This is a genomic window from Paenibacillus sp. FSL H8-0034 (assembly GCF_038000305.1).
Taxonomy (GTDB): Bacteria; Bacillota; Bacilli; order Paenibacillales; family NBRC-103111; genus Paenibacillus_S.
Window position 1 is genome coordinate 632,132 of sequence record NZ_JBBOBS010000001.1, and the last position, 22,251, is coordinate 654,382.

A 22,251-nucleotide genomic window follows, 5' to 3' on the forward strand; every position below is an offset into this window, starting at 1 on the left:
GTTTGCCTATAAGAACTTCCGAACCGGATGCTGCCGGACATGGGAGGTTGTATGTCGTTCTCTGGCAATTCGTGATATGATTTAGCACATACATGTATAAAGCGAGGGCGGCTGGATGAAGAAGTACGGGTTTGCTTTGCTATTAGGGATTATATTCATTACCCTGCTGCCGCTGTATGGGGTTATTCGCAATATGGACAGTTTCCAGAACAATCCTCAAGCTAATAAGGGTTGGATGGATTTGAGCGAATGGAACTTTGCGACTGATGGACCAGTTCAATTGACCGGTGAATGGGAATTCTATCGCAATCAGCTGCTGACCCCCACGGATTTTAGCGAATCGGCAAGTGCAGCTAAGCAAAAGCCGGTTCATACCGAAATGGTATCTGTACCTGGGAAGTGGAATGATTATATGGAAAACGAGCAGGATGAATCGACTGCAGATGGTGCAGGTACCTATCGACTGCGCCTGGTGCTAACACACAAGGAGTCTGCCATATACGGTATTCGGACCGTCAACATCCGTATGGCCAATCGCTTGTTCGTTAATGGTCAACTGATCGGCGCAAGTGGTATCCCTGGATTGACCGCCGAGGAAAGCACTCCGAACAATGTGCCTTACGTCCGTTTTTTTGCCGTTAATGGAAATGAAATTGAGATCGTCGTACAGGTGTCCAATTTTAGCTATTCCTCGGGTGGAATGATTTATCCGCTCTTGTTTGGCGATCAGCCGTCCATATTGAAAAACCGTGAATATCATATCTTTGGGTATTTGCTTACGACAGCAGGGTTTTTAATGTTATCCGTATATTTTATGCTGTTATTCCGCTTGCGTAAAAGGGAGTCTTCCCTGCTGCACCTCGGTGCGTTCTGTTTTTGGGGTCTTATGTATGTATTGACCCATGGAGAGAAGCTGATTCTGGCGGAGCTGCCCTTTATTCCTTATGAGTTGGTCATGAAGCTTCAATTGATAGCCTCCACATTTGTCTACTATTGCTTGATTTTATATACAGTCAGTTTATTTCCGAGATTTCATCAACGTGCCATCATGCCTTGGTTAAAGGTGATTGTCTCCTTATTGACACTTGAGGCGATTTTTTTACCAAGCCGCCTGTTTTCAGAGGGGGAAATTGTTTATTATGTGTTCGGCTTTATTAGTGTGGGCTATATCCTTTATTTGATGCTAAAAGGCTTGAAGCTGGGTGAGGACAATTCACTTGCTATACTGGCAGGCTTGCAAAGCATCCTGATGATGCTGGCGATCAATTTGTTCAATATTTTTGGCTCATTAGAGGATTACATCTTCTTTCCTTACGAAATTCTCGTTTTTATTTTTGCGCAGGCCCTGCTGCTTGCCAAACGGTTCACAAACCTATTCAACAAGGTGGAACAGCTTTCACGCAAACTGCTTACCCTAGACGACATGAAGGATGAGTTTATGGCCAGTACGTCCCATGAGCTGAGAACTCCGTTGCATGGAATCGTCAATATGGCAGACTCGCTGCTTGGTGGGGTAGCGGGACCACTGAACACGGAGCAGGCCAGGCATTTATCGATGATTGTGGCTACGGGCCAACGATTGAAATTCCTGATTAATGATATTCTTGATTTCAACAAGCTGAAGAATGGGCAGCTGCAGATGCAGCGTCAAAGGGTAAATCTGCCTTCTGTCGTTCAATCGGTGCTGGAAGTGGTACATCATGTCAGGGACGGGAAAAACATTCGATTTGTGCAGCAGTGGCCGGATGGCCTGCCGATGTTGGATACGGATGAAGACAGACTGAGGCAAATCCTCTACAACCTGCTCGGAAACGCAGTCAAGTTTACCCAAGAGGGAGAGATCCGGATTTATGCCGAGGTGGAAGACAGGGAGGTGAAAATATACGTTTCTGATACCGGAAAAGGGATTGCCAAAAATCGGTTGGACGATATTTTCAATCCATACGTCGAGCTTGCGGATGGTGACAGTCAGGCGTATATGGGAACCGGCCTTGGTCTGCATATTACCAAAAAACTGATTGAGCTCGGTGGCGGTAAGCTTGCGGTAGAGTCAGAGCCTGGTGTGGGATCGCTGTTTTATTTCACACTTCCCGCAGCATTGGGTAAGCCAGAAGTAGTACAAAAAATGCAGCAGCAAATCGTGTTTACTGAAATATCTGCAGCAGCAGAGGTATTTGTTGAGGGAGTGCAGTCGAATGAATTTACCAACGGAACCGTATTGATCGTCGACGATGACCCTGTCAATCTGCAGGTGCTGATGAACTTGCTGACCCTGGAAAACTATCGTGTGCTTGCCGCCCATCATGGAGCTCAAGCTCTCGATATCATGAGCCGCAACCCGCAGATCGATCTGGTTATAACGGATTGGATGATGCCGGGGTTATCCGGACTTGAGTTGTGCCAAGTGATACGTGAGCGGTACATGCTCTCTGAGCTGCCTGTGCTTATGTTAACGGCGAGGAGCCGTCCTGAGGAAATTGTCGCAGGCTTCCGTGCTGGAATAAATGACTTTCTTACGAAGCCTGTGGATGCAGGTGAGCTAAGAGCACGTGTCCGCACCTTGCTGGAGCTGCGCAAGTCCGTACAGACCTTGATTAGTACGGAGATGGCCTTTTTACAAGCACAAATCAAACCGCATTTTCTATACAATGCCCTTAATACCATTATCGCCATTTGCCGTCTGGATTCGAATAAAACGATGCAGCTGCTCCTGGAACTGAGCCGTTATTTACGCAGCAGCTTTGATTTTCAGAACCGTGATCAGCTGGTTCCACTTCATAAGGAGCTTGAGCTGGTCCAGGCCTATCTCTATCTGGAACAAGCCAGGTTCGAGGAACGTCTGGAGGTACAATACGATATTGTCGAGCAAGGCTTCATCATGATTCCACCGCTCTGTATCCAGCCGATTGTTGAAAATGCGGTCAGACATGGCATTATGCAGCGCAGTGAAGGCGGTAAGGTTCAAATCACCATCCAAAGTCAGGAGACGGGAATCAAGGTGATTGTTGCGGATAATGGCGTCGGAATTTCAGCCGAGCAGCTGGCTGCTGTCTTATCCGACAATGGCTCCAGCGGAGTCGGACTGAAAAACATACATAAACGGCTGCTCATGCTCTACGGGAGAGGGTTGAAGATCGAGAGTGAGTGGAAGCAGGGAACAACCATTAGCTTTGAAGTACCGCTGCAGGGTCCTGACATCAAGGATATAGAGCTGTGAGCTTCGAGCTTCATTCAGCCTCTTTCATGAATTGATTATATCGCTCCCGCAGCTGTGGCTGGGGGGTGATGTCCAAATCATTGCGCAGCAGCATGACGAACGATTCGTACACGTTTTGCAGTGCCGTGTAATTTTTTAGCTTGGCTAGACCCATCATTAGCAGCTCCGTTATTTCCTCGGAATACGGTTCCTTCTCCTGTGCCTGTTCCAGCCTCCCGATTGCCTGACGCTCACGACCTGTGGCTAGTTCATACTCTGCGGTTCTAAGTGTCAGGTTCAGGTAGCGCTGCAGCAGCTGATTTCTTCTCGCTTTGGCCCAACGATAATCCTGCTCATCAAAATAATGGCCTGTATATAGCTTTAAGGCTTGGTCGGCTTGCCGCCATTGGTTCTCGTTCAGTGTATCCAGCCCTTCGATAGGCGCAATTTTGTTTTCAAAAAAGTCCACATCGATCGCTAGATTGTCGGTATTCAGACGGTAGCTTTCTAAGGAAAAATCCAGTGTCGTAGGCAGACCGGATTGCTTGATAATTTTTCGAATCTGATAGATGGAGGTATGTAGATGAATCATGGCTTTGTCAGGAGTAAAGTGGGGCCAGATCTCCTCAAGCAGCACATCCTTGGCGATCCGGTTGCCTTTATGATGAATCAGGAAGGCAAATAACTCCTTGGTTTTGGCTGTTCTCCATTTCACCTTGCCATTAGGGTCAATATGAGGAGATAAGACAAGATTGTTAAAACAAAATACGAGAGGTTCCGGGTCGGTTGGTATCTTTACAGTGCGCTCTTTAACCGGAGTGTAAGCCTGAATGCGATTCAGCGTCTTGGAAAATCGGACGGGATCGACCGGCTTCAGCAAATAATCAAGCGCATGAAGCTCGAAGGCTTCGAGTGCATATTGCGCATAGGCGGTTATATATACAATCTGGATATTATTGTCAATTTGTTGGATGTATTCCGCAGCCGTTAAGCCGTTCATTTCAGGCATTCCAATATCGAGAAATACAACATCAGTCTGTTCAGTAGCCAGATGCTCCAATCCCGCCTTTGCTGACAGGAATTTACCAGTGACTTGAATGCCGTTAACATCCTGAAGCAGCTGCTCCAGCTGCCGCAGCGCGGGCCGCTCGTCGTCGATAAGAATGGCTTTCATTCATACTCACTCCTCGTAACAAGATAAGTTGCCATGTTCCAATTATATCACGATCGGTGACAATGAACCTCACATAGTACTCGCTTTTCCTTCGATAAGCCTCTGCAGCGGGCATACCCTCTTAGTTACGCCCACTTTGCAGGATCCCCTTATAAACCTCGATAGCGCGGGCTCGTGAGGCTGTCAGCTCGACAAGAGCATGTGCCTGCGGCAGATGGATCTGTTTGTCGGATAAACCTGCAAGCTCCGGCAGCCAGCGCCGAATGTAATCTGCGCCAGGATCATGTGCAGCGGATTGAGTAGAGGGATTCATGATCCGAAAATATGGTGCAGCATCAAACCCAAGCGAAGCACACCACAGCCAGCCTCCACGGTTCAGCACATTGTCATAATCGCTCAGCTTGTAGCGAAAATATTGCTCTCCGTAGGTGAACGGACAGAGCAGGTTTTTGGTCAGAAACATCGCGGTTACCATACGCAGTCGATTTGGCATCCAGCCTGTTGTATTGAGCTCTGTCATGGCCGCATCGATAATCGGGATACCGGTACGCGCTTCGCTCCAGGCCTGGAAATAGCGATTGTCCAACGGTGACAGATCATATTTTTTCTCGTAATGAAAATAATCGCCATCAAGCCGTGACTGATAGATGTAGAAGTCGCGCCAGGCGAGCTGCCGCAACCAGACCTCGCGCTGCTCTGATTCCAGCAGCGCTTCGTAGACGGTGCGCACGGATATGGCGCCAACGCTAAGGTGCCGGCTCAAGCGGCTCGTCGCCTCGCGCGCGAAGCGATCGCGCCCATCGGCGTAGCCGCTTAGCCGCTCCGCGAGGAAGCTGCGCAGCACGCTGTGCGGGTCGGGCGCCCCAGGCGCCGACCCGCACCCGTCCGCGGCGTCCGCGGAGCCTGTGGCCAGCACTGCCTCCAGCTGCGGCGGCAGTGCATACGCGGCGGCTGCATCAGGAGCCAGCGGGGCCGTGGCAAGCTGGCTCACATGCACGCCTGCGGCCGGGCGATAGAAGCGGAGCCGATAATCGCTCCACTTCCGGTAAAAGGGCGTAAACACCTTGTACGGCTCGCTGCGTCCGCTCCATCGGTGAAAGTCTCGCAGGTCCAGAAGCGCCTGCTCGTCGAAGGAGGTAACGTTCACCCCTGCGGCCTCTGCAGTCGCGCGAAGCAGCCGATCTCTTTGCTTGGCATAAGGGGTGCTATCCTCGTGAAATACGAGTTCCTCCACGGGGTGTGCAGCCAGCAGTGTACTCAGTACCGCAGACGGCTCGCCATACACAATATGCAGCTGCTGGGCAGCGTCCAGATACAGCTGTCTGAGCCGTGCCGCATGCTGGAGAAAGTTGACGCCGCTGTGCTCCAGATATCGTTCATGCCCCAGCAGGAAGGGGTCCAGAATGAGCACATGCAGGCTTTGCTTGTGCATAGCGTGAATATAGTTGAAGGCGAGCATATCGTCCACCCGCAGATCCTTGCGATGTAAAAAAATAATCATGAATAGGCACCTCGTTTACAGCTTTGTACAACAGCAGTGAAGCTCGTTTGGTGCATGTTGGAAATGACACGCTGCAAGTAATGGTTATAATAAATGGAATATTCAGAATAATTGAACAGTTGTTTTTGATAGGCGATTCAACCGATATTTTGTAGGGTAATAGAGGGTAATATAATGAAGAGAGCCCTGCAGCCTTGTCCGACGCAAGAGGTGCGTAACGGAAGCAAGCACTGAGGGCTCCATACAAAATGGTTCGCTCAACTGTAGAAGTATGGTGTAAGAAAGTAGGTTTCTTTCACTTCATTCTATTGATTATCTGACATAAAAGCTTCGTACTGCTCGTCAGACAAAATACGTTTAGCGGTAACATAATACTTGGAGTAGTAATTTTCATTAAGCTTGTTGACAGTAACGCCTATATTGGTAGCTGAGTGGTAAAACTTACCGCCCCCAACATACACGCCAACATGAGAAATTCCTACACCGTCTGTCTTGAAAAACACAAGATCCCCAGGACGCAGATCGTCTTTTTCAACTGTTGTACCAACTTCTGCTTGCCCTTTGGATTGGTGCGGCAGTTTGATATCCAATTTGGCAAAAACGAAAGCTGTGTAACCAGAGCAATCAAATCCGTTCTTCGTCGTACCAGCGTACTTGTAAGGAGCACCCACGCCATCGTTAACAGCTTGGCTCAAAGGGGTTTCGGCAAAAACACTGCCTACTTGCACACTGCAAAACAGTGCTAGACCTAATGCAATACCAAAAAACTTCTTCAAAAAATTTTCCCCTTCCGGTGCCTACGAGGTTAGCTGAGGGTTCGGTTGAAGGTTCCCTATGATCACTCTGAAACGAGATCAATTCACCCAGATTGGATCCCCCGTTTTCCAATATGTCGGAAATTCGGCAAATGCATAGTTTTTTTGTTACACTTAATACGAATTCGGCGTTTACCTTAAAATTCCTCCTTTAGTCACAAAATGTACACATTTAATGGTCGAAACATGAAACTTTCTTCAAATCCATTATAAACCTTATACAGCAAGGGTTTGAATGGGTTTGACTCTATACAGCGCTGAAATTGAAAACGCATTCCAACAATAAAATTCGATATTTTTTATTTATTTTGTAAAATTTATGTCGAATTTGATTAATAAAAAAGCGTCTTTTTGACGAAATCAGGACTATAGTCATACTATTTATTTACAAAGAAAAAACCTCGGCCACGTTCTATAAACGCGGCAGCGAGGCTTATTTAGGTTCGTTTGATACAATACGGAAAGTTTCTAACTCAAGAAGGCTGATTTATTCGTGATTGGCGTTCCACAAGGCGTGCTGTGAGGTGATCGTCCACATCTTGCAAAACATATGAAGCAGCCGATAAGCCTGAACCAGCACGAGAGCGGCAAAGCCCGCCCATACGAGAGCTGAGGTCATCACAAGAGCGGATAGGGCGAAGGTGATTGTCACCGTGACGATAGCCAGCAGCAGGATGGTAAGCACATTGCGGACGAGCAGCCGACAAGAAATGAGAACCGATTTGCCGCTGGCAAGCCCAAACTGCATATACATAAATAAGGTTTGTATCAGGATCAGATAAGCCATATAGATGCCAAGCCATGGCAGCAGATGCCAGCCGATAGCCGTCAAGGAGGCATGGGAGTGATAGCCCTCGATGACTTTCGTTCCCAATAGGTACAAGGGGGCGACTGTCAGCACGATTTGCAGCAGATACAAGCCAAGAAAGGGCAAACCGAGCTTGCGGATTCCGCGTACAAAGCGATATCCAGCGTTTAATTCCGTATGCTCCAGCGAATAGTAAATGCCAGCGCTCAGGAGCGGGCTCAGGACCATGCGAATCAGCAGCAGTACGAGTGCCCACCATAGATATGGCACGATCAGATCGGTTTTTGTAATTTGGAATTGCCCCTCCAGCCAAAATAATTGAACCGCCTCACGGGACAGCTCAGGGCTGGGGTAGCGGTGCAGCAGCGGAACGACAATCGAGCGAACTGCAGTATACAGGATCAGGCCCCACAACAAATTATAAGTAAACATTGCACAGACGGCAAAAGGCTGATTCCAAGCTTTCATTAAACCGGATTTTAGCAGCTTCCACATCCTTTGTGCCTCCTCACCAAGCGACCCCGTCCAGCAAGGTCTCGATTAATTTGACGATACCTGTCTGCAGGCGCATCACAAGCTTTGAGTCCACGTCGGTTTTCATAAAGCTGTTCATACGTTTGTTTTCCAATACAAGGGTATGCTGAGGGTCAATAACTGCCCATTGCAGCTGTGTCGGATGCTGCAGTTTGAACGTAACGTCACCATCGATGCCATCCCAGAGTCGATCGATCTGTGAGCCATCTGCAAAATGGAACCGGATCGGTACCTGATGATAAGTTCCGCCATACTTTTGAATCCTGACCGTATTTTCATAGAGCGGTTGTCCGTCAGCGATGATTTGTTTCGTATGAATCCCTGTTATGGCGTAATCGACCATTTGTCCACCATAGACGAATTCGTCAAAAAACTGAGCCCAGCTCTTTTTGGTTGTATCCTCAAGTGTTTTTTGAAAATCGGATGTGGTCGGATGTTTGAACTTCCAGCTTTGAAAATAAGATTTTAAAGTCCGCTGCATCATCTCGCTGCCGATTTGGGCTTCGATTGCACGAAGCACGAGCTTGGCGCGCGTGTATACATTTTCTGCGTAGGCCTCATGTTTCCCATAGCTCCAGGAGTCAAGCTTCAGTGACTTGGGATTGGTAATATAGCTGGCTTCCAGTGTCAGATTAGGCTTGACTCCGTATTCCTGCTCCATCAGCTTATCCTCGGCATAGGAGGTAAAGCCTTCATCAAGCCAGGCTTCCTCGAACTCGTTGCTGGCTACCATCCCGTACCAGAACTGATGGCCGATCTCATGCACGATAACGCGCTCCAGATCAAGGTCCGGCTGATCCTCGGAAGCTCCCCAGCCTGTAACCAGTGTCGGATATTCCATGCCACCTGCACCATTGGCGTTCTCGGGTGGTACGACGATGGAGAGCGTCGAGTAAGGATAGCTGCCATACCACTGTGAATAGCGGGCCAGCGCTTTCTTGGCTGCGGTCATATAGCGTCCTTTTAGCTCCTCGTGCTTGGGGTCCAGATACAGCTTGATGCGTACCCCAGGAATCTGAGATGTAGCGTACGGCTCCTCGTAATAAATAAAATGTGGTGAAGCCGACCAGGCAAAATCATGCACATCATCTGCGTAGAACGCATAAGTTTTGGTTTTGCCATCGTCCACAGGCGGCTTGAGCGGAAAACCGGTTGCAGCTACCGTATAGCTGGAGGGCACCTGAATGCGAACGTCATAAATACCGAAATCAGCGTAAAACTCCGAATTGCCATGGTATTGATGGAGATTCCAGCCTTCTGCTGTGCGGCCTCGCCGTCCCTCCGGCTCGTAAACCGCTACTTTGGGAAACCATTGCCCTGCCATCACGAAGTCATCCGCATAACCCATACGTGCAAATACGGCCGGTAGCTTGACGGAAAATACGCCTTCGAGTGTTATCTTTTGTCCAGGTTTGATTGCTTTAGGCAGTGTGATCTTCATGAGTGAGCGGTCTTCTTTGTTGCCATCATCGGGCTGGACGTACTGTAGGCTTCCAATGAGCTCTTCGCCATCGAGTGTCTTGATGGAACTGATTTCCATGCCGCCATAGCTGCCTTCCTTGCTTGTATCGTCACGCAGCTTGCCTCCTGATTCTTTCATGAAGGTCGATTTTTTAGAGCTGAATGCGTTGGGATACATATGGAAATACAGCTCCTGTACCGGCTGCGAGCCGGGGTTTTTCCAGGTTAACGATTGTGTTCCTGAGAGCAGCTTGCTCTGGGCGTCCAGCTGAACATTCATGTGATACTCCACGATGCGGTTACTGAGCGGTCTTGGGGCTGGTGTTTCCACAGGCTTGGCCGGCAGACTTGGCGGCGCAGGGGTTGACTGGGGTGGTGCGGTCGGTTCTTCGGCCATCGCTGAGAGCAGGGCCGAGGCAGATAGGGCCTTCGGCTGATTTTGTACGTTGGGGCTGTTGTTTTGCAGAGCATAGCTGCCCCATGTGAGTCCACAAGCTAGTACAATAAGTAAGCACCATTGCGCAGCGCGGCTGCCAAATTGTTTCTTCATCTCATTTTCACCCCGTTGACAAGCATCTACAGCATGTATATGTTTGCAAAACGAGGATTATTAGCTAAAATAAACAAGTAAGACAAACTTTATTTGTAATAGGATGGTGCCTTTCATGGATATAAATAAAGATCAACCTCAGGAGCAGGCTGCAGCACAGCCTGCGGATAAGCCGAAGAAGCTGGCACTGAATATCGTCAGCGGCAAGGTAGAGCATCGCGGCTTTGGAGCAGGAGCGATTAATTTAAGCCAGATGTCGAGCGTTATCATTGAAGAAGGCGAAGCGTATCTCGATATGGGGGCGCTGCATGCCAAGAGCAAGGTGGAGAAGGGCATCAAATTCTCTGTTAACAAGGAGGATGTGCCAAATGGTGTCTCCAGCTGGATTGTGTGGGTGGCCGCAGACCGCAAGGAAGAGGGTATGTATTACGCTGGTGTGACCTCGTGTGAAATGCTGGTAGACAGGGAAGCGCGGCGCGGCTGGAAAATCCTTGCCGATCACGTTAACCGGATGGACTATGCGCTGAAACGCCGCATCATGCTTGACAATTTGGGTGATCAGGAGAAAGCGGCTTTGAAGAAGCTGCTGATGGAATATAACCCCGAAATGTGGGCAAATTCGAACGAGGATCTGAAGTCTGCTTTAGCTTGATTTCAGGGTTGAGTTCAATAGTATGATGATCAACTAACGGTTACCTGCAAGATCAAAGCGTATTTATGGCGATTATGTGAAGCGCATTGTGCAAGCAGGCGGGTTGGTTGTATACTGAACGCTAGTATATAACATATACTAGGACAGCAATAAGGCAGATCCCCTGGATCTGCCTTATTGTGTTGCTTATTTGCCGACAAATAAGCCGTTGTTCTTGTGGTGTTTATGGTAATAATTAAAGTCCGTTTGCGGTCAATCGTCCATCACTTGTAATAGGAATTGGATTACCGAGATAGGTTGGTTTGGGATGGAGCAGATTCACATAGGCAAAATCCTTGTTTCTCGCCAGCACCTCACGCAAGCGATTACGCGTCATATTCGGGTATTCCTGCTTGTCCGAAGCAACACCGTAAGCGTCCAAGCCCATTTGTCGGGCAGTATAGACAGCGCGCATCAGATGATATTGCTGAGTAACGATCAGCACCTTGTGTGCCTGGAAAATATCACGCGCACGATACATACTCTCATAAGTGCTGAAGCCGGCATGGTCCATAAAAATATTTTGAGGCTGCACATCCCGTTCCTCCAAAAAACTGCGCATGGCATTAACCTCGTCATAATCGATTTGCCCGTGATCACCGCTTACAAGGAACCGATCCGATTTACCGGCATTTTTAAGCTCTAGCGCAGCTTGCAGACGGTCAGCGAGAATCGTCGAAACCGAACCGTTAGGATATACTCTTGCTCCAAGCACAACGATCACATCTGCCGATGGGGCATCCTGGGTCTGGTAAATGTAGGGCGAGGCTTTGCTTTTGACATACGCATCCACGCCGACAATCCAACAGACGGGTGCAAGGACAATCAGGAGCAGCGGCATCAGCTTGAATTTAAATACATGCTTCACAGAACCGCTCCTCTATTTTATATTTCTAAATTGTATAGGCATGTATATGGCTTCATCGATTAGACGCTTAATTCTGTAGGAAGTTGCAGTAACGGATTGTTTGTTAATAAATGGGAATGAAATCCAGTAATAATTGATATCAAGATTAGATTGGTGTAATATAAATTAAGCAATTTACGATATGGAAATAACGCTTATAATTTAATATATGTGCACAATGCTTTGTTCAAGTTATTAACTTCCCTCATATGGGGTTAATATAGGGTATTGAGTCTTTTAAGTAAGCAGCTTTTTGTTTCTAATAAACATTGGAGTGGAGAGATATGTCAATGACACCTGGCGAAACGAAGCGCGGGCCGTGGGAGGCCTACTTTGGTCCCAACCTGGGTTACCTGTATGAACAATATGATCAATACGTAATCGATCCTGATTCCGTGGAGGCTACCTTCCGGGAACTGTTCGATCTTTTTGGAGCGCCACCATCTGAGTCTGCAATTCATGCTGAACATGATTCAGCAAGCGTTCCTTCAAGAGCACCCGTGCAATCGGGCACCTCTCAGGAAGATCAATTGGCGTTAATGAGAAAAGTGGTTGCCGCTGACAGATTGGTTTGGAATATTCGTACCTATGGGCATTTGGCTGCAGATACAGATCCGTTAGGCTTGCGTGCACCGTCGGATACAAGAATTTTGGAATCGGCTACTTATGATTTGAGCGAAGCGGATTTAAAAGAAATTTCGGCATCCCTGATTTGGGAAAACGCGCAGGGTGCTGTCGTAAGCGGCTTGGATGCGATCCAGCGTCTGCGTGAAATATATACGAAAACGATCGCCTATGAATTCAGTCACGTCCATGAGCAAGAGGAGCGGGAATGGCTCAACAAGCAGGTGGAGTCGAATACATGGCCCGCGCCGCTCGCCGTGGAAGAACGCAAGTCGCTTTTGAAGCGATTAATTCAAGTTGAGCAGTTTGAGCATTTCCTGCAAAGGACCTTTGTTGGACAAAAACGTTTTTCCATAGAGGGTCTGGATGTTCTCGTACCGGTTGTTGATGAGATTGTCAACCGCTTTACAAAGGATGGAGCCAGCCATATTCTGATGGGAATGGCACATCGCGGCAGATTGAATGTACTTACACATGTGCTTGGCAAGCCTTATAGCAAGATTTTTTCAGAGTTCCATCATTCACCGAACAAAGATTTGATTCCTTCCGAGGGCTCCATGGGAATCAATTTTGGCTGGACAGGTGATGTTAAATATCATTTAGGTGCTTATCGTTCGGTAACGGACGGCGAGAAGGGCGAGACCCGCTTGACGCTGGCGAACAATCCAAGTCATCTGGAATATGTCAATCCGGTTGTTGAGGGCTTTACACGTGCCGCTCAGGATGATCGCAGCTTACCGGGATTCCCTGAACAGGATGTTAGCAAAGCGGTTACGGTCTTAATCCATGGCGATGCAGCTTTCCCGGGTGAAGGCGTTGTTGCTGAAACCTTGAACTTCAATAATTTGTCGGGCTACAGCAATGGAGGCACGATTCATATTATTGCGAACAACCGGTTGGGCTTTACGACCGAGAGCTCCGATTCACGCTCAACTCATTATGCCAGTGATTTGGCCAAAGGTTTTGAAATGCCGATTGTCCATGTTAATGCCGATGATCCAGAGGCTTGCGTAGCGGCCATTCGATTGGCTAGCGAATACCGTATCCGTTTCAAAAAGGATTTTCTGATCGATCTGGTTGGGTATCGCCGTTATGGACATAACGAAACCGATGATCCGGAAGCGACACAGCCGATTATGTACAATAAAGTGCATAAACATCCGACTGTAAGTGAAATTTATGCGAATAAGCTAAAAAATGAAGGTGTTGTCGCACAGGATCAGCCGACCCAGATGAAGCAGGATGCGTTGAAGGTCATGCAGGATGCTTATGATCAAGTGAAGAACAACGAAGGTAATGGCAAGGAAAACAATTTCAGTGAGCATTTTGGAGATCTGATCGATCCAACGACACTTCCGACAGCTGTTCCACTCGAACAACTGCAGGCCATTAACAAGGAGCTATTGAACTTTCCTGCGGACTTCCAGGTGTATCCAAAGCTGCAGCGGATATTGGAGCGCCGCGCCAATGCGTTGGAGGCTAATGGAAAGGTTGACTGGGCGCTGGCAGAGACACTGGCTTTTGCCACTATTTTGGCCGAAGGCAAGCCGATTCGTCTAAGCGGTCAGGATTCTCAACGCGGTACATTTGCCCATCGGCATTTGATGCTGCACAATCCTATAACAGGGCGCACCTATTCACCGCTGCATCAGATTCCACAAGCCAAGGCTTCGTTTGCGATTCATAACAGTCCGTTATCCGAAGCATCGGTACTTGGTTTTGAGTATGGCTACAACGTGTTTTCACCACAAACACTGGTAATCTGGGAAGCGCAGTATGGTGATTTTGCTAACGCGGGTCAAGTTATATTTGACCAATTCATCTCTGCTGGACGGATGAAATGGGCGCAGAAATCGAGCTTGGTTGTAATGCTTCCACACGGCTCGGAAGGTCAAGGACCGGAGCATTCCAGCGCTAGACTGGAACGGTTTTTACAAGCTGCTGCTGAAGACAACTGGACAGTAGCCAATCTGACCAGCGCAGCTCAATATTTCCATCTGCTAAGACGTCAAGCGGCGATTACCGAAAGCGAATATGCCCGCCCATTGATTTTGATGGCTCCCAAAAGCCTGATTCGTAATCAACGGGTAGCATCCCCAGGCACTGCTTTCAGTGAAGGCTCCTTCCAAAGCGTACTGGAGCAAACCGGACTTGGAGAAAAGCCGGATCAGGTGAAACGTCTGATTCTGTGCAGCGGTAAAGTAGCGATTGATCTGGAGGATGCTATTGCCGAACAGAAAGATCTGGAATGGCTGCATGTGGCTCGTGTCGAACAGCTGTATCCATTTCCAAAAGCCGAGTTGTCCGCGATTATCGAGCGCTTTTCCAATCTCGAGGAAATTATCTGGCTTCAGGAAGAAAACAAAAACATGGGCGCATGGACTTATATGGAGCCGCGTATTCGTGAGCTGTTGCCAGAAAGAGCTAGCTTGCGTCATGTAGGCAGACCGGAACGGGCAAGTACGGCCAGCGGATATCAGAACGTTCACAGCTTCGAACAGCAGCGTATCCTTGCTGAAGCGTTGAAGCCGATGGAAGTTAATAAAGAAATGATCGCGGTATTAGGCGAATAAATAAGCGGAGTAGCCGCGGGATTCAGCATGATAGATGAATCAGAATAGGTACAACAAATACGGGAGGCGCTAGCTGCAATGGATATTAAAATACCGGAACTGGGAGAATCCATCACGGAAGGAACAATCTCTTCCTGGATGAAAAAAGAAGGGGATTCCGTTAAATTCGGCGATTTGCTGCTTGAATTGGAAACCGATAAAGTAAATTTGGAGATCAATGCTGAGTCTGATGGCGTTTTGTCAAAAATTAACAGACAAGCTGGTGAAACAGTGCAGGTTGGCGAGAGCGTTGGTGTTATCAGCGCAGGCCAGGCAGCAGACGCACAGCCACCTTCAGCACAACAGCCAGCGGTGGCTTCGCCATCCCAGTCAGCACCGATTGAGGCTGCCCAAGCCTCTACAGGCGCAGGTGCAGTGAATAAGGAAGCTGCTGGCTCCAATGGTACTTCCATCGAAGAGGAAGGTCCTTACACGGCTTCTCCATCCGTGCGTAAGCTGGCGAGAGAACGGGGAATCGATCTGAACCAGATGCGCTCTGCTGGTGGAATTGACGCCAACCGGGTTTCACGCAGTGATATCGAAGCTTACTCCTCTACGGGATCAGCCGCAGGCAGTGTATCGCCGGCTGCTGCACAGCGAGCACCAATACAGGCTGAGAAGCGTGCTGTTGTTGAAAACGCAGCTGTGGATGCCTCGAAACCGACTGAACGGAAGAAAATGTCCAGACGTCGGGTGACAATTGCCAATCGATTAGTGGAAGCACAGCGTACTGCTGCCATGTTGACCACGTTTAACGAAGTCGATATGACGGCCATCATGGATGTACGTAAGCGCCGCAAGCAATCATTTCAGGAGAAGAATAACGTAGGTCTCGGTTTTATGTCGTTCTTCACCAAAGCGGTTGTGGGTGCGTTAAAAGCTTTCCCTCTATTGAATGCAGAGATCGAAGGGGAAGAGATTCTCGTTAAAAAATATTATGATATCGGAATCGCGGTAGGAGCTAAGGAAGGTTTGGTCGTTCCGGTAGTACGTGACGCGGACCGACTGAGCTTTGCCGAGATTGAACGCAACATCGGTGAGCTGGCTGTTAAAGCACGCGATAACAAGCTATCGCTGGCTGACTTGCAGGGTGGTACGTTCACAATTACAAACGGAGGCGTGTTCGGTTCGCTTCTGTCGACACCGATTTTGAATACACCACAGGTCGGTATTCTGGGTATGCATACGATCCAACGGCGTCCTGTAGCAGTTGGCGTAGATGGAATCGAGAACCGTCCGATGATGTATTTGGCGCTTTCTTACGATCACCGGATCGTTGACGGCAGTGAAGCAGTACGTTTTCTGGTGACGATCAAGCAGCTGCTTGAGGATCCGGAAGCACTACTGCTGGAGGGCTAAGCCAAAGACGGAGCTTCGGCTTCAGGCAAGTCATTCATAATATGAACAAAAACCGTTTAGAGGCGCAGCGCTCTGAACGGTTTTTGTGGTTTGAGGGTTTTCATGGACAAGCTCATAGGCATAATTACATACCATGACATATCCGTTATTTCTTTGTTTATTTTTGTACCATAGCCCGCACCTTTAAGGTAACTTCAATGTTGTCACGGGTCGCTTTGGAGTAAGGGCACACCTTGTGAGCAGCCTCGGCAAGCTCCATGACCTGGGCATCTTCAAGCCTCGGTACAGTAACCTCCATCTCCACAGATAAATGGTATTGTGTACCCTCGCTGTGCAGCGTGACGTGTGCGGTAACCTGTGAGTTGGAACTGTCGATGCTTTTGCTTTTGGCGATGCTCTTAAGAGCGCTGTGAAAACATGCGGCATAAGCCGCTCCAAATAGCTGCTCAGGGTTTGTTCCTGCCGCCTCGCCCTCATTAGGTGTGCCGACCTTTAGATCGAATTGACCGTCTGACGTACGAACAAAGCCGTTTCTTCCGCCATGTGATGTGACATGAGCCGTATACGGTGATCCCATCATGATCTCTCCTTTCATCGTTTCGAACAATCCTTAGTAGCGTGTCCAAATCATTTTACCTTGCATGGTATACATACCCTTTGGTCCAAGGAATGAACCGCGGCTGAAGATACAGTGCTGGCAGGTGTCGCACCGTTTACACGGTTATGTTATGATGAAAGCGTTTGAATGACTTGAGGGAGGAAATCGTTGAATGTCATACTTATCCGTAAGTACATGGAGTTTGCACCGTCTGCTGGGCCCGCTTCGTTGGACCGTTTGGGATGCTGAAAAAGGTACACATCAGATCAAGGAACAGGAGCAGCCGCAAGTTTTGAGTTTGCTTGAATTACCTGCAGAAGCCGCACAACGGGGATATCAAGCCCTGGAAGTATGTCATTTTCATTTTCCTTCGACGGAGCCCGATTATTTGGCAGCCTTGCGTCAAGCTTTTATTACGGCTGGGATATCGTTTGATACCTTGTTGTTGGATTACGGGGATTTAACTGCACAGGATGCAACACGACGTGAAGCTGATTTTAATTTGATACGCAATTGGATCGATATCGCAGCGGGTGCCGGGGCGAAGCAAATCCGTGTAATTGCCGGTGAAGCTATGCCTACAGATGAAGAAGCGATTCGGCAGTCAGCGACCTCGCTTCTGGAGTTGGCAGAGTACGCAGCAGGCCAAGGGGTACGTGTCGTTACCGAAAATTTTCGTTCGCTGACCTCGACGGCTGCCAGCTGCGAACAGCTTCTTGATTACACCGGTGATCAGGTCGGGATGATTACGGATTTCGGAAATTTCAAGCCGCCGACCAAATATGATGAGTTTGGCATGATCCTGCCGTATAGCGTTTCGGTCCATGCCAAAGCCCAATATGATGAACAAGGCATGCCGGATGAGGCAGAGTTTCACAGCTGTCTGGAAACGGTACGTGCAGCAGGCTGCAACTGTGCCATCGTGCTAATCTATGACGGTCCTGGCGACATGTGGGAAGGACTGGAGCGAATTCGACGTATTGTAGAGCCATACCTGTAACCCTTAACGGGGGCATACTTACCCAGACATTACTAGGTTAATCCATTGTAAGCCCTTTCGCAAATCATAAAAACTTTCTATAATGGACATAACGTCGCTTATGAAAATCGTTTGCTGCATACTCGAAAATTGCCATGCTCAGTTTTGATAAGGCAACACTCTAAGGAGGAATTGTGAATGAATGTGCGTTCATTGGGTAAAACCGGTTTACGGGTTAGTGAATTATGCTTGGGCTCGATGACCTTTGGAGCTGCAGCGAGTCAGGAAGAAAGTTTTCGAATGATGGACCGTTTTGCTGAGGTAGGCGGTAATTTTATCGATACAGCTAATGTGTACTCGCAGGGTGCTTCGGAGGAGATTGTCGGTAACTGGCTGCGCAGCCAAAAACGCGATGATTATGTAATTGCGACCAAGGTTCGTTTTCCAATGGGAGAGGGTCACAACGAGAACGGGCTTAGCCGTAAGCATATATTAGCCTCTGTTGAGGATAGCCTAAGACGTCTGGGTACGGACTACATCGATTTATACCAGATTCATGCCTGGGATTTGTTAACTCCACTTGAGGAAACCTTGAGTACGCTGAATGATTTGGTTCGCAAAGGAGTGGTTCGCTATATCGGGGCCAGTAACCTAAGGGCGTGGCAGCTGCAAAAGGCAATCTATACGAGCCGCCAGAACGGCTGGGAAACGTTTGTCAGCCTTCAGCCACAGTACAATCTGCTTTGCCGTGCAACGGAGTATGAGCTGCTGCCGCTATGTGCGAACGAGGGTATTGGTGTGATCCCTTGGAGCCCGCTTCGTGGGGGTTGGCTCAGCGGCAAGTTTCGTCGTGGACAACAGCCTCAGGAAAATACCCGTGTAGGAACCAACAAGGAAGTATGGGATCGTTATAATAACGAATTTACATGGAATATTATCGACACCTTGCATGCAATTGCTGAGGAAGCAGATAAATCTCCGGCTCAGGTTGCGCTGAACTGGATGCTTAGTCGTAATGTTATTACAGCACCAATTATTGGTGCGCGGAATGTGGAGCAGCTGAATGATAATCTGGGCGGCAGCGGCTGGTATTTAACGGAAGAGCAGATCACTCGTTTGGATGATGTCAGTGAATTACCTGTCAGCTATCCATACGATTTGGCCGCCGAGAACCAACAAAGAAGAGGCCGTGCGCCAATAGTTACCCGATTAAGCTAATAGAGGATACTTAATGGATATGGTAATTTGGTAACGGTATCCTCTGCCTATGGATGGATAACTCCGCTCCAATAGTTCTTGATATCGATAGGCAAATGAATGACAAGCTTTCCTGAGCTTCGGCAGAAGGAAAGCTTGTTTGCTTTCTTGATCTATGGGATAGGGTTACTGAACCTAACCTCATGATTGCGATACACAAAGGTTTACACACCCGGATAAGAGTGCTACCATTTACTTTGTTAATTATTAATGAAGCGTTTCATTGTATCCTTCGATGGGCTAGACTTCATAAGATCGGGCATTAAGGAGTGAATGCAAGTGGAAATGTGGAAACGGAATTTATGGCTTCTGTGGGTCGGGTGCTTTATTACATCGGCCAGCTTTTCGATGGTGATTCCTTTCTTGCCTCTGTTCCTGCTTCATATTGGTGTTCAGGATCATATTGAAATGTGGTCAGGGCTCATATTCAGCTCTGCTTTTTTGGCAGGTGCGATTGCTTCACCCTTCTGGGGGGCGATGGGTGACAAGTATGGACGTAAGCCGATGATTGTACGTGCCGGTATTGTGCTTTGTGTAATTTATTTGCTGACTTCGTTGGTAACGAACCCCTATGAATTACTGGGACTTCGTATTTTGCAGGGACTGCTCAGCGGGTTTATTCCGGGTGCGATTGCTCTGATCGGGACGAACACGCCGGAAGATAAGGTAGGCTATGCGATGGCCACGATATCCACCTCTACGGCCACAGGAGGTATTATTGGACCTCTGCTGGGAGGTGTGATTGCGAATTTGTTTGATAGCCGCGTAGCCTTTGCAAGTGCTGGAGTACTGGTGCTGATGAGTGCCTTGCTGGTGTTGCTTTGGGTAAAGGAAGAAAAGGTGGTGCGGAGCAAGGAGCGCAGCTCGATAAGCGGGTCCATGCGCATGGCTGTGCAGAACCGACCGTTTTTGACCTTGCTTGGCATTACGCTGATCACCCAGTTTTCGATAATGACGATTGAGCCTGTGCTGCCTTTGTACATCGTACAGATCGGCGGGTCTGTGAAAAATGCATCATTAATGGCGGGAATTGTTTTCTCGCTGGTAGGTATTGCGGGTATCCTGTTTGCTTCGCGATGGGGCAAGCTGGCAGACAAAGTAGGTTTCCATAAAGTGCTGATTATTGGTCTGATCGCTGGTGGATTAGGCAATCTGGCGCAAGTTTTGTTTCATGGAATTTGGGGCTTCTCGATTATTCGCTTTGTGTATGGAGCCTTTTTCTGTGCGGTGTTCCCGGCATTGAATGGACTGGTCATCCGTACAACACCAGCTGACTTTCGTGGGCGGGCGTTTGGGCTTAATCAGACGGCGAGTATGCTGGGAGGTATGCTGGGGCCGCTCGTTGGGGGATATATAAGCGGCATCTTCTCGATACACAGTGTATTTTGGGTGACGGGTCTGCTGCTGCTTTGTTCAGCTGGTGCTGCGGTATGGTCGCAAAATAAATCAACAGCCGCACACTCCCAGGGAGCTTCAGGGAGCATGTAATAGTTAAAGCAAGGATTGCAGGCGGCTGCGGAGAGTGGACGGTAGCAGTTCATCCAGCAGGCTGTGCACGATTTTGCGATTCGCACCGTGTTCAGTTATATAGCTGAATAGCAGCTCGGCTTTAGAATCGCGTTTCATCAAGGTATAGGCTGCTGCCCAGATTTCGGGACTTCCCATGCTGAGGCTTTGCCAGGTGCTTGCTACCCAAGTCGGCAGCTGACATATTCCTGATTCACTGTGAATGGCATAGCGGCCTATGATATCGACAGGCAGATCGTTATCCTCTACAGACAACCTGTAGCTGCTGGCAAACGGATAATCACCGCTTGGCAAGCTAATAAAGTCGATGTCCTGCAAGGCTTGGGCGACAGCTTCATAGGGAGCCTCCGTCGTTAAGTCCCAGTCTCTGACTCGTTCTGTAAGTCCCAAAGCGTATAACAAACCGCTTCCGCCTGTTGCATAGGTAATTCCAGCTGCATCAAGCTGCTGTGTGATTTGCTGAACAGATGCTAGATTCATGGTTCAATTGACTCCTGTCTCTTATCTCATATTTGTATGTTCGAAGTCTATAGATTCTATGATACCTTGATAATCATAACAGCCAAGCAGCCTCAAAGCCACTCAGGTGGTAGGGAGACGCTTGGCTGTTATTCATTTTATTCAAGAGTGGTGAGATGCTCCCGCATAAAGGTCAATGTCTTGGCAAACGAGTCCTGAGCCGGCTCGGCTCGGTAAGAAGCGCGTGTATCATTGGCAAATGCATGCGGAGCACCTTCATAGATCCGATAGTCAAATGCTTTGCCCTGCTGTTTCATTGCTTCAGCAAAGACCGGAACCTGGTCGGTGATACGAGTATCCAATTCACCGAAGAAACCAAGCACAGGGCAGTTCAGCTGTGCAACCTGCTCCGCCTGCGGCAGGTTGCCGTAGAACACGACCGCGCCGCGCAGCTCGGCGTCGCGCGTGGCCAGCTGGGCGGATAACATCCCGCCCAGGCAATAGCCGACGGCGGCGACCGGCCGCCGCCGCGACCCGCTCTCGTACTCGCGCAGAAAGCCTGCGCTGGCCTCGAGCACAGCCACATACGCGGCCGCCTTCGTACCGGCCGCGAAGATCAGCTCCAGCGTCTCGCCGATGGCTTGACCCTGCGCCTCGGGCAGAGCGTGAAGCGCCGCATCTCGCGCTTGTGGGTCACGCCATGCTGCCGGGGGCAGGGTATCGAGAAAACGCTTCGCATCCTCGATACGCTGCTCCTGCAGCTGGGGCGGTTTGCCGCCGGCCTGGTGAAACAGGTCTGGCGCAAATGCGATAAAGCCGGCCTGCGCGAACCGGCTCGTTAAATCCTGGATATGGGGGTCGACACCCCATATTTCCTGAATAACCAGGACCGCAGGCTTCGCAAGCGGTGCCGGACCTTCGGGAAGCACCAGATAACCCGAATATTGCTGATGATCACCATACTGTACCCATTCACCCTGCAGACCCATACGCGTACACACTCCTCTTTTGAGTTGGTAATGGACGGCGTTGCGGCCGCCTTTACCTTCAGAATAAGCGAGTAGGGCTGGGAATACAAGCCATCGATTGTTAAACAATTTTGATGCATCGTTTGAAAGGGGAAGCCATTAGGGTAAGCAATAGTAGCAGGTATGCCGCATATCAGCATACCGTGCCAATCCTAATGACCGGAGGTACAG

General features: G+C 48.9%; 16 protein-coding genes and 1 riboswitch. Of the genes, 7 read left to right on the forward strand and 9 right to left on the reverse strand.

Translation table 11 applies throughout. From position 1 onward, the window contains the following. Window positions 1-115 precede the first annotated feature (115 nt). Window positions 116-3,217 carry a hybrid sensor histidine kinase/response regulator gene (locus NST47_RS02855; RefSeq protein WP_341153867.1) on the forward strand — a complete coding sequence of 1,034 codons (3,102 nt, stop codon included), beginning with the start codon at window positions 116-118 and terminating at the stop codon, window positions 3,215-3,217. A gap of 10 nt (window positions 3,218-3,227) precedes the next feature. On the opposite strand, the gene NST47_RS02860 is transcribed toward NST47_RS02855, so the two are convergent. The 5 genes from NST47_RS02860 to NST47_RS02880 form a co-directional block, all read right to left on the reverse strand. Beyond that, on the reverse strand, window positions 3,228-4,370 hold the full coding sequence (locus tag NST47_RS02860; RefSeq protein ID WP_341153868.1) for a response regulator: 1,143 nt from the start codon (window positions 4,368-4,370) through the stop codon (window positions 3,228-3,230). Between the two features lie 121 nt (window positions 4,371-4,491). Then, the gene (locus NST47_RS02865) at window positions 4,492-5,871 is read right to left on the reverse strand and encodes a cryptochrome/photolyase family protein (RefSeq protein ID WP_341153869.1); all 1,380 of its coding nucleotides are present in this window, start codon (window positions 5,869-5,871) and stop codon (window positions 4,492-4,494) included. 305 nt (window positions 5,872-6,176) lie between these two features. Then, window positions 6,177-6,647, reverse strand: a complete 471-nt coding sequence (locus tag NST47_RS02870; protein ID WP_076237190.1) for a C40 family peptidase — start codon at window positions 6,645-6,647, stop codon at window positions 6,177-6,179. A 3-nt stretch (window positions 6,648-6,650) separates the two neighbouring features. Next, window positions 6,651-6,787, reverse strand: a riboswitch (cyclic di-AMP (ydaO/yuaA leader). A gap of 386 nt (window positions 6,788-7,173) precedes the next feature. Further along, window positions 7,174-7,989 (reverse strand): hypothetical protein, encoded by an 816-nt coding sequence (locus tag NST47_RS02875; protein ID WP_341153870.1) that lies wholly within the window; start codon window positions 7,987-7,989, stop codon window positions 7,174-7,176. A gap of 13 nt (window positions 7,990-8,002) precedes the next feature. Next, the gene (locus tag NST47_RS02880; RefSeq protein ID WP_341153871.1) at window positions 8,003-10,039 is read right to left on the reverse strand and encodes a M1 family metallopeptidase; all 2,037 of its coding nucleotides are present in this window, start codon (window positions 10,037-10,039) and stop codon (window positions 8,003-8,005) included. Window positions 10,040-10,154: 115 nt separating this feature from the next. On the opposite strand from NST47_RS02880, the gene NST47_RS02885 reads away from it, so the two are divergent. Then, window positions 10,155-10,691 carry a YwhD family protein gene (locus tag NST47_RS02885; RefSeq protein ID WP_341153872.1) on the forward strand — a complete coding sequence of 179 codons (537 nt, stop codon included), beginning with the start codon at window positions 10,155-10,157 and terminating at the stop codon, window positions 10,689-10,691. 235 nt (window positions 10,692-10,926) lie between these two features. On the opposite strand, the gene NST47_RS02890 is transcribed toward NST47_RS02885, so the two are convergent. Then, on the reverse strand, window positions 10,927-11,598 hold the full coding sequence (locus NST47_RS02890) for a SanA/YdcF family protein (protein ID WP_341153873.1): 672 nt from the start codon (window positions 11,596-11,598) through the stop codon (window positions 10,927-10,929). Between the two features lie 329 nt (window positions 11,599-11,927). Here NST47_RS02890 and NST47_RS02895 point away from each other — a divergent pair, with 329 nt between their 5' ends. Both NST47_RS02895 and odhB read left to right on the forward strand, forming a co-directional pair. Continuing rightward, complete coding sequence (locus NST47_RS02895) at window positions 11,928-14,834, forward strand: 2-oxoglutarate dehydrogenase E1 component (protein ID WP_341159592.1); 2,907 nt, start codon at window positions 11,928-11,930, stop codon at window positions 14,832-14,834. 78 nt (window positions 14,835-14,912) lie between these two features. Next, window positions 14,913-16,232: a 2-oxoglutarate dehydrogenase complex dihydrolipoyllysine-residue succinyltransferase gene (odhB, locus tag NST47_RS02900; RefSeq protein ID WP_341153874.1), complete on the forward strand. Its 1,320-nt coding sequence runs from the start codon at window positions 14,913-14,915 to the stop codon at window positions 16,230-16,232. Between the two features lie 157 nt (window positions 16,233-16,389). On the opposite strand, the gene NST47_RS02905 is transcribed toward odhB, so the two are convergent. Further along, a complete protein-coding gene (locus NST47_RS02905) occupies window positions 16,390-16,809 on the reverse strand; it encodes an organic hydroperoxide resistance protein (RefSeq protein WP_341153875.1) in 420 nt (139 codons plus the stop codon). Window positions 16,810-17,002: 193 nt separating this feature from the next. On the opposite strand from NST47_RS02905, the gene NST47_RS02910 reads away from it, so the two are divergent. From NST47_RS02910 to NST47_RS02920, 3 genes are all read left to right on the forward strand, one after another. Then, complete coding sequence (locus tag NST47_RS02910; protein ID WP_341153876.1) at window positions 17,003-17,830, forward strand: sugar phosphate isomerase/epimerase family protein; 828 nt, start codon at window positions 17,003-17,005, stop codon at window positions 17,828-17,830. Between the two features lie 177 nt (window positions 17,831-18,007). Beyond that, complete coding sequence (locus NST47_RS02915; RefSeq protein WP_341153877.1) at window positions 18,008-19,027, forward strand: aldo/keto reductase; 1,020 nt, start codon at window positions 18,008-18,010, stop codon at window positions 19,025-19,027. A gap of 318 nt (window positions 19,028-19,345) precedes the next feature. Beyond that, window positions 19,346-20,554, forward strand: coding sequence for an MFS transporter (locus NST47_RS02920; protein ID WP_341153878.1), 1,209 nt, complete (start codon window positions 19,346-19,348; stop codon window positions 20,552-20,554). Window positions 20,555-20,557: 3 nt separating this feature from the next. Here NST47_RS02920 and NST47_RS02925 read toward each other — a convergent pair whose 3' ends face one another. Continuing rightward, the gene (locus NST47_RS02925) at window positions 20,558-21,073 is read right to left on the reverse strand and encodes a hypothetical protein (protein ID WP_341153879.1); all 516 of its coding nucleotides are present in this window, start codon (window positions 21,071-21,073) and stop codon (window positions 20,558-20,560) included. A 137-nt stretch (window positions 21,074-21,210) separates the two neighbouring features. Then, a complete protein-coding gene (locus NST47_RS02930) occupies window positions 21,211-22,041 on the reverse strand; it encodes a dienelactone hydrolase family protein (RefSeq protein ID WP_341153880.1) in 831 nt (276 codons plus the stop codon). Window positions 22,042-22,251: the final 210 nt, after the last annotated feature.

Excerpts from the sequence above, each read along its gene's own strand:
- NST47_RS02855 (WP_341153867.1), top strand. The coding sequence starts at position 116 with ATGAAGAAGTACGGGTTTGCTTTGCTATTAGGGATTATATTCATTACC.
- NST47_RS02860 (WP_341153868.1), bottom strand. The coding sequence starts at position 4,370 with ATGAAAGCCATTCTTATCGACGACGAGCGGCCCGCGCTGCGGCAGCTG.
- NST47_RS02865 (WP_341153869.1), bottom strand. The coding sequence starts at position 5,871 with ATGATTATTTTTTTACATCGCAAGGATCTGCGGGTGGACGATATGCTC.
- NST47_RS02875 (WP_341153870.1), bottom strand. The coding sequence starts at position 7,989 with ATGTGGAAGCTGCTAAAATCCGGTTTAATGAAAGCTTGGAATCAGCCT.
- NST47_RS02880 (WP_341153871.1), bottom strand. The coding sequence starts at position 10,039 with ATGAAGAAACAATTTGGCAGCCGCGCTGCGCAATGGTGCTTACTTATT.
- NST47_RS02885 (WP_341153872.1), top strand. The coding sequence starts at position 10,155 with ATGGATATAAATAAAGATCAACCTCAGGAGCAGGCTGCAGCACAGCCT.
- NST47_RS02895 (WP_341159592.1), top strand. The coding sequence starts at position 11,928 with ATGACACCTGGCGAAACGAAGCGCGGGCCGTGGGAGGCCTACTTTGGT.
- odhB (WP_341153874.1), top strand. The coding sequence starts at position 14,913 with ATGGATATTAAAATACCGGAACTGGGAGAATCCATCACGGAAGGAACA.
- NST47_RS02905 (WP_341153875.1), bottom strand. The coding sequence starts at position 16,809 with ATGGGATCACCGTATACGGCTCATGTCACATCACATGGCGGAAGAAAC.
- NST47_RS02910 (WP_341153876.1), top strand. The coding sequence starts at position 17,003 with ATGTCATACTTATCCGTAAGTACATGGAGTTTGCACCGTCTGCTGGGC.
- NST47_RS02915 (WP_341153877.1), top strand. The coding sequence starts at position 18,008 with ATGAATGTGCGTTCATTGGGTAAAACCGGTTTACGGGTTAGTGAATTA.
- NST47_RS02925 (WP_341153879.1), bottom strand. The coding sequence starts at position 21,073 with ATGAATCTAGCATCTGTTCAGCAAATCACACAGCAGCTTGATGCAGCT.
- NST47_RS02930 (WP_341153880.1), bottom strand. The coding sequence starts at position 22,041 with ATGGGTCTGCAGGGTGAATGGGTACAGTATGGTGATCATCAGCAATAT.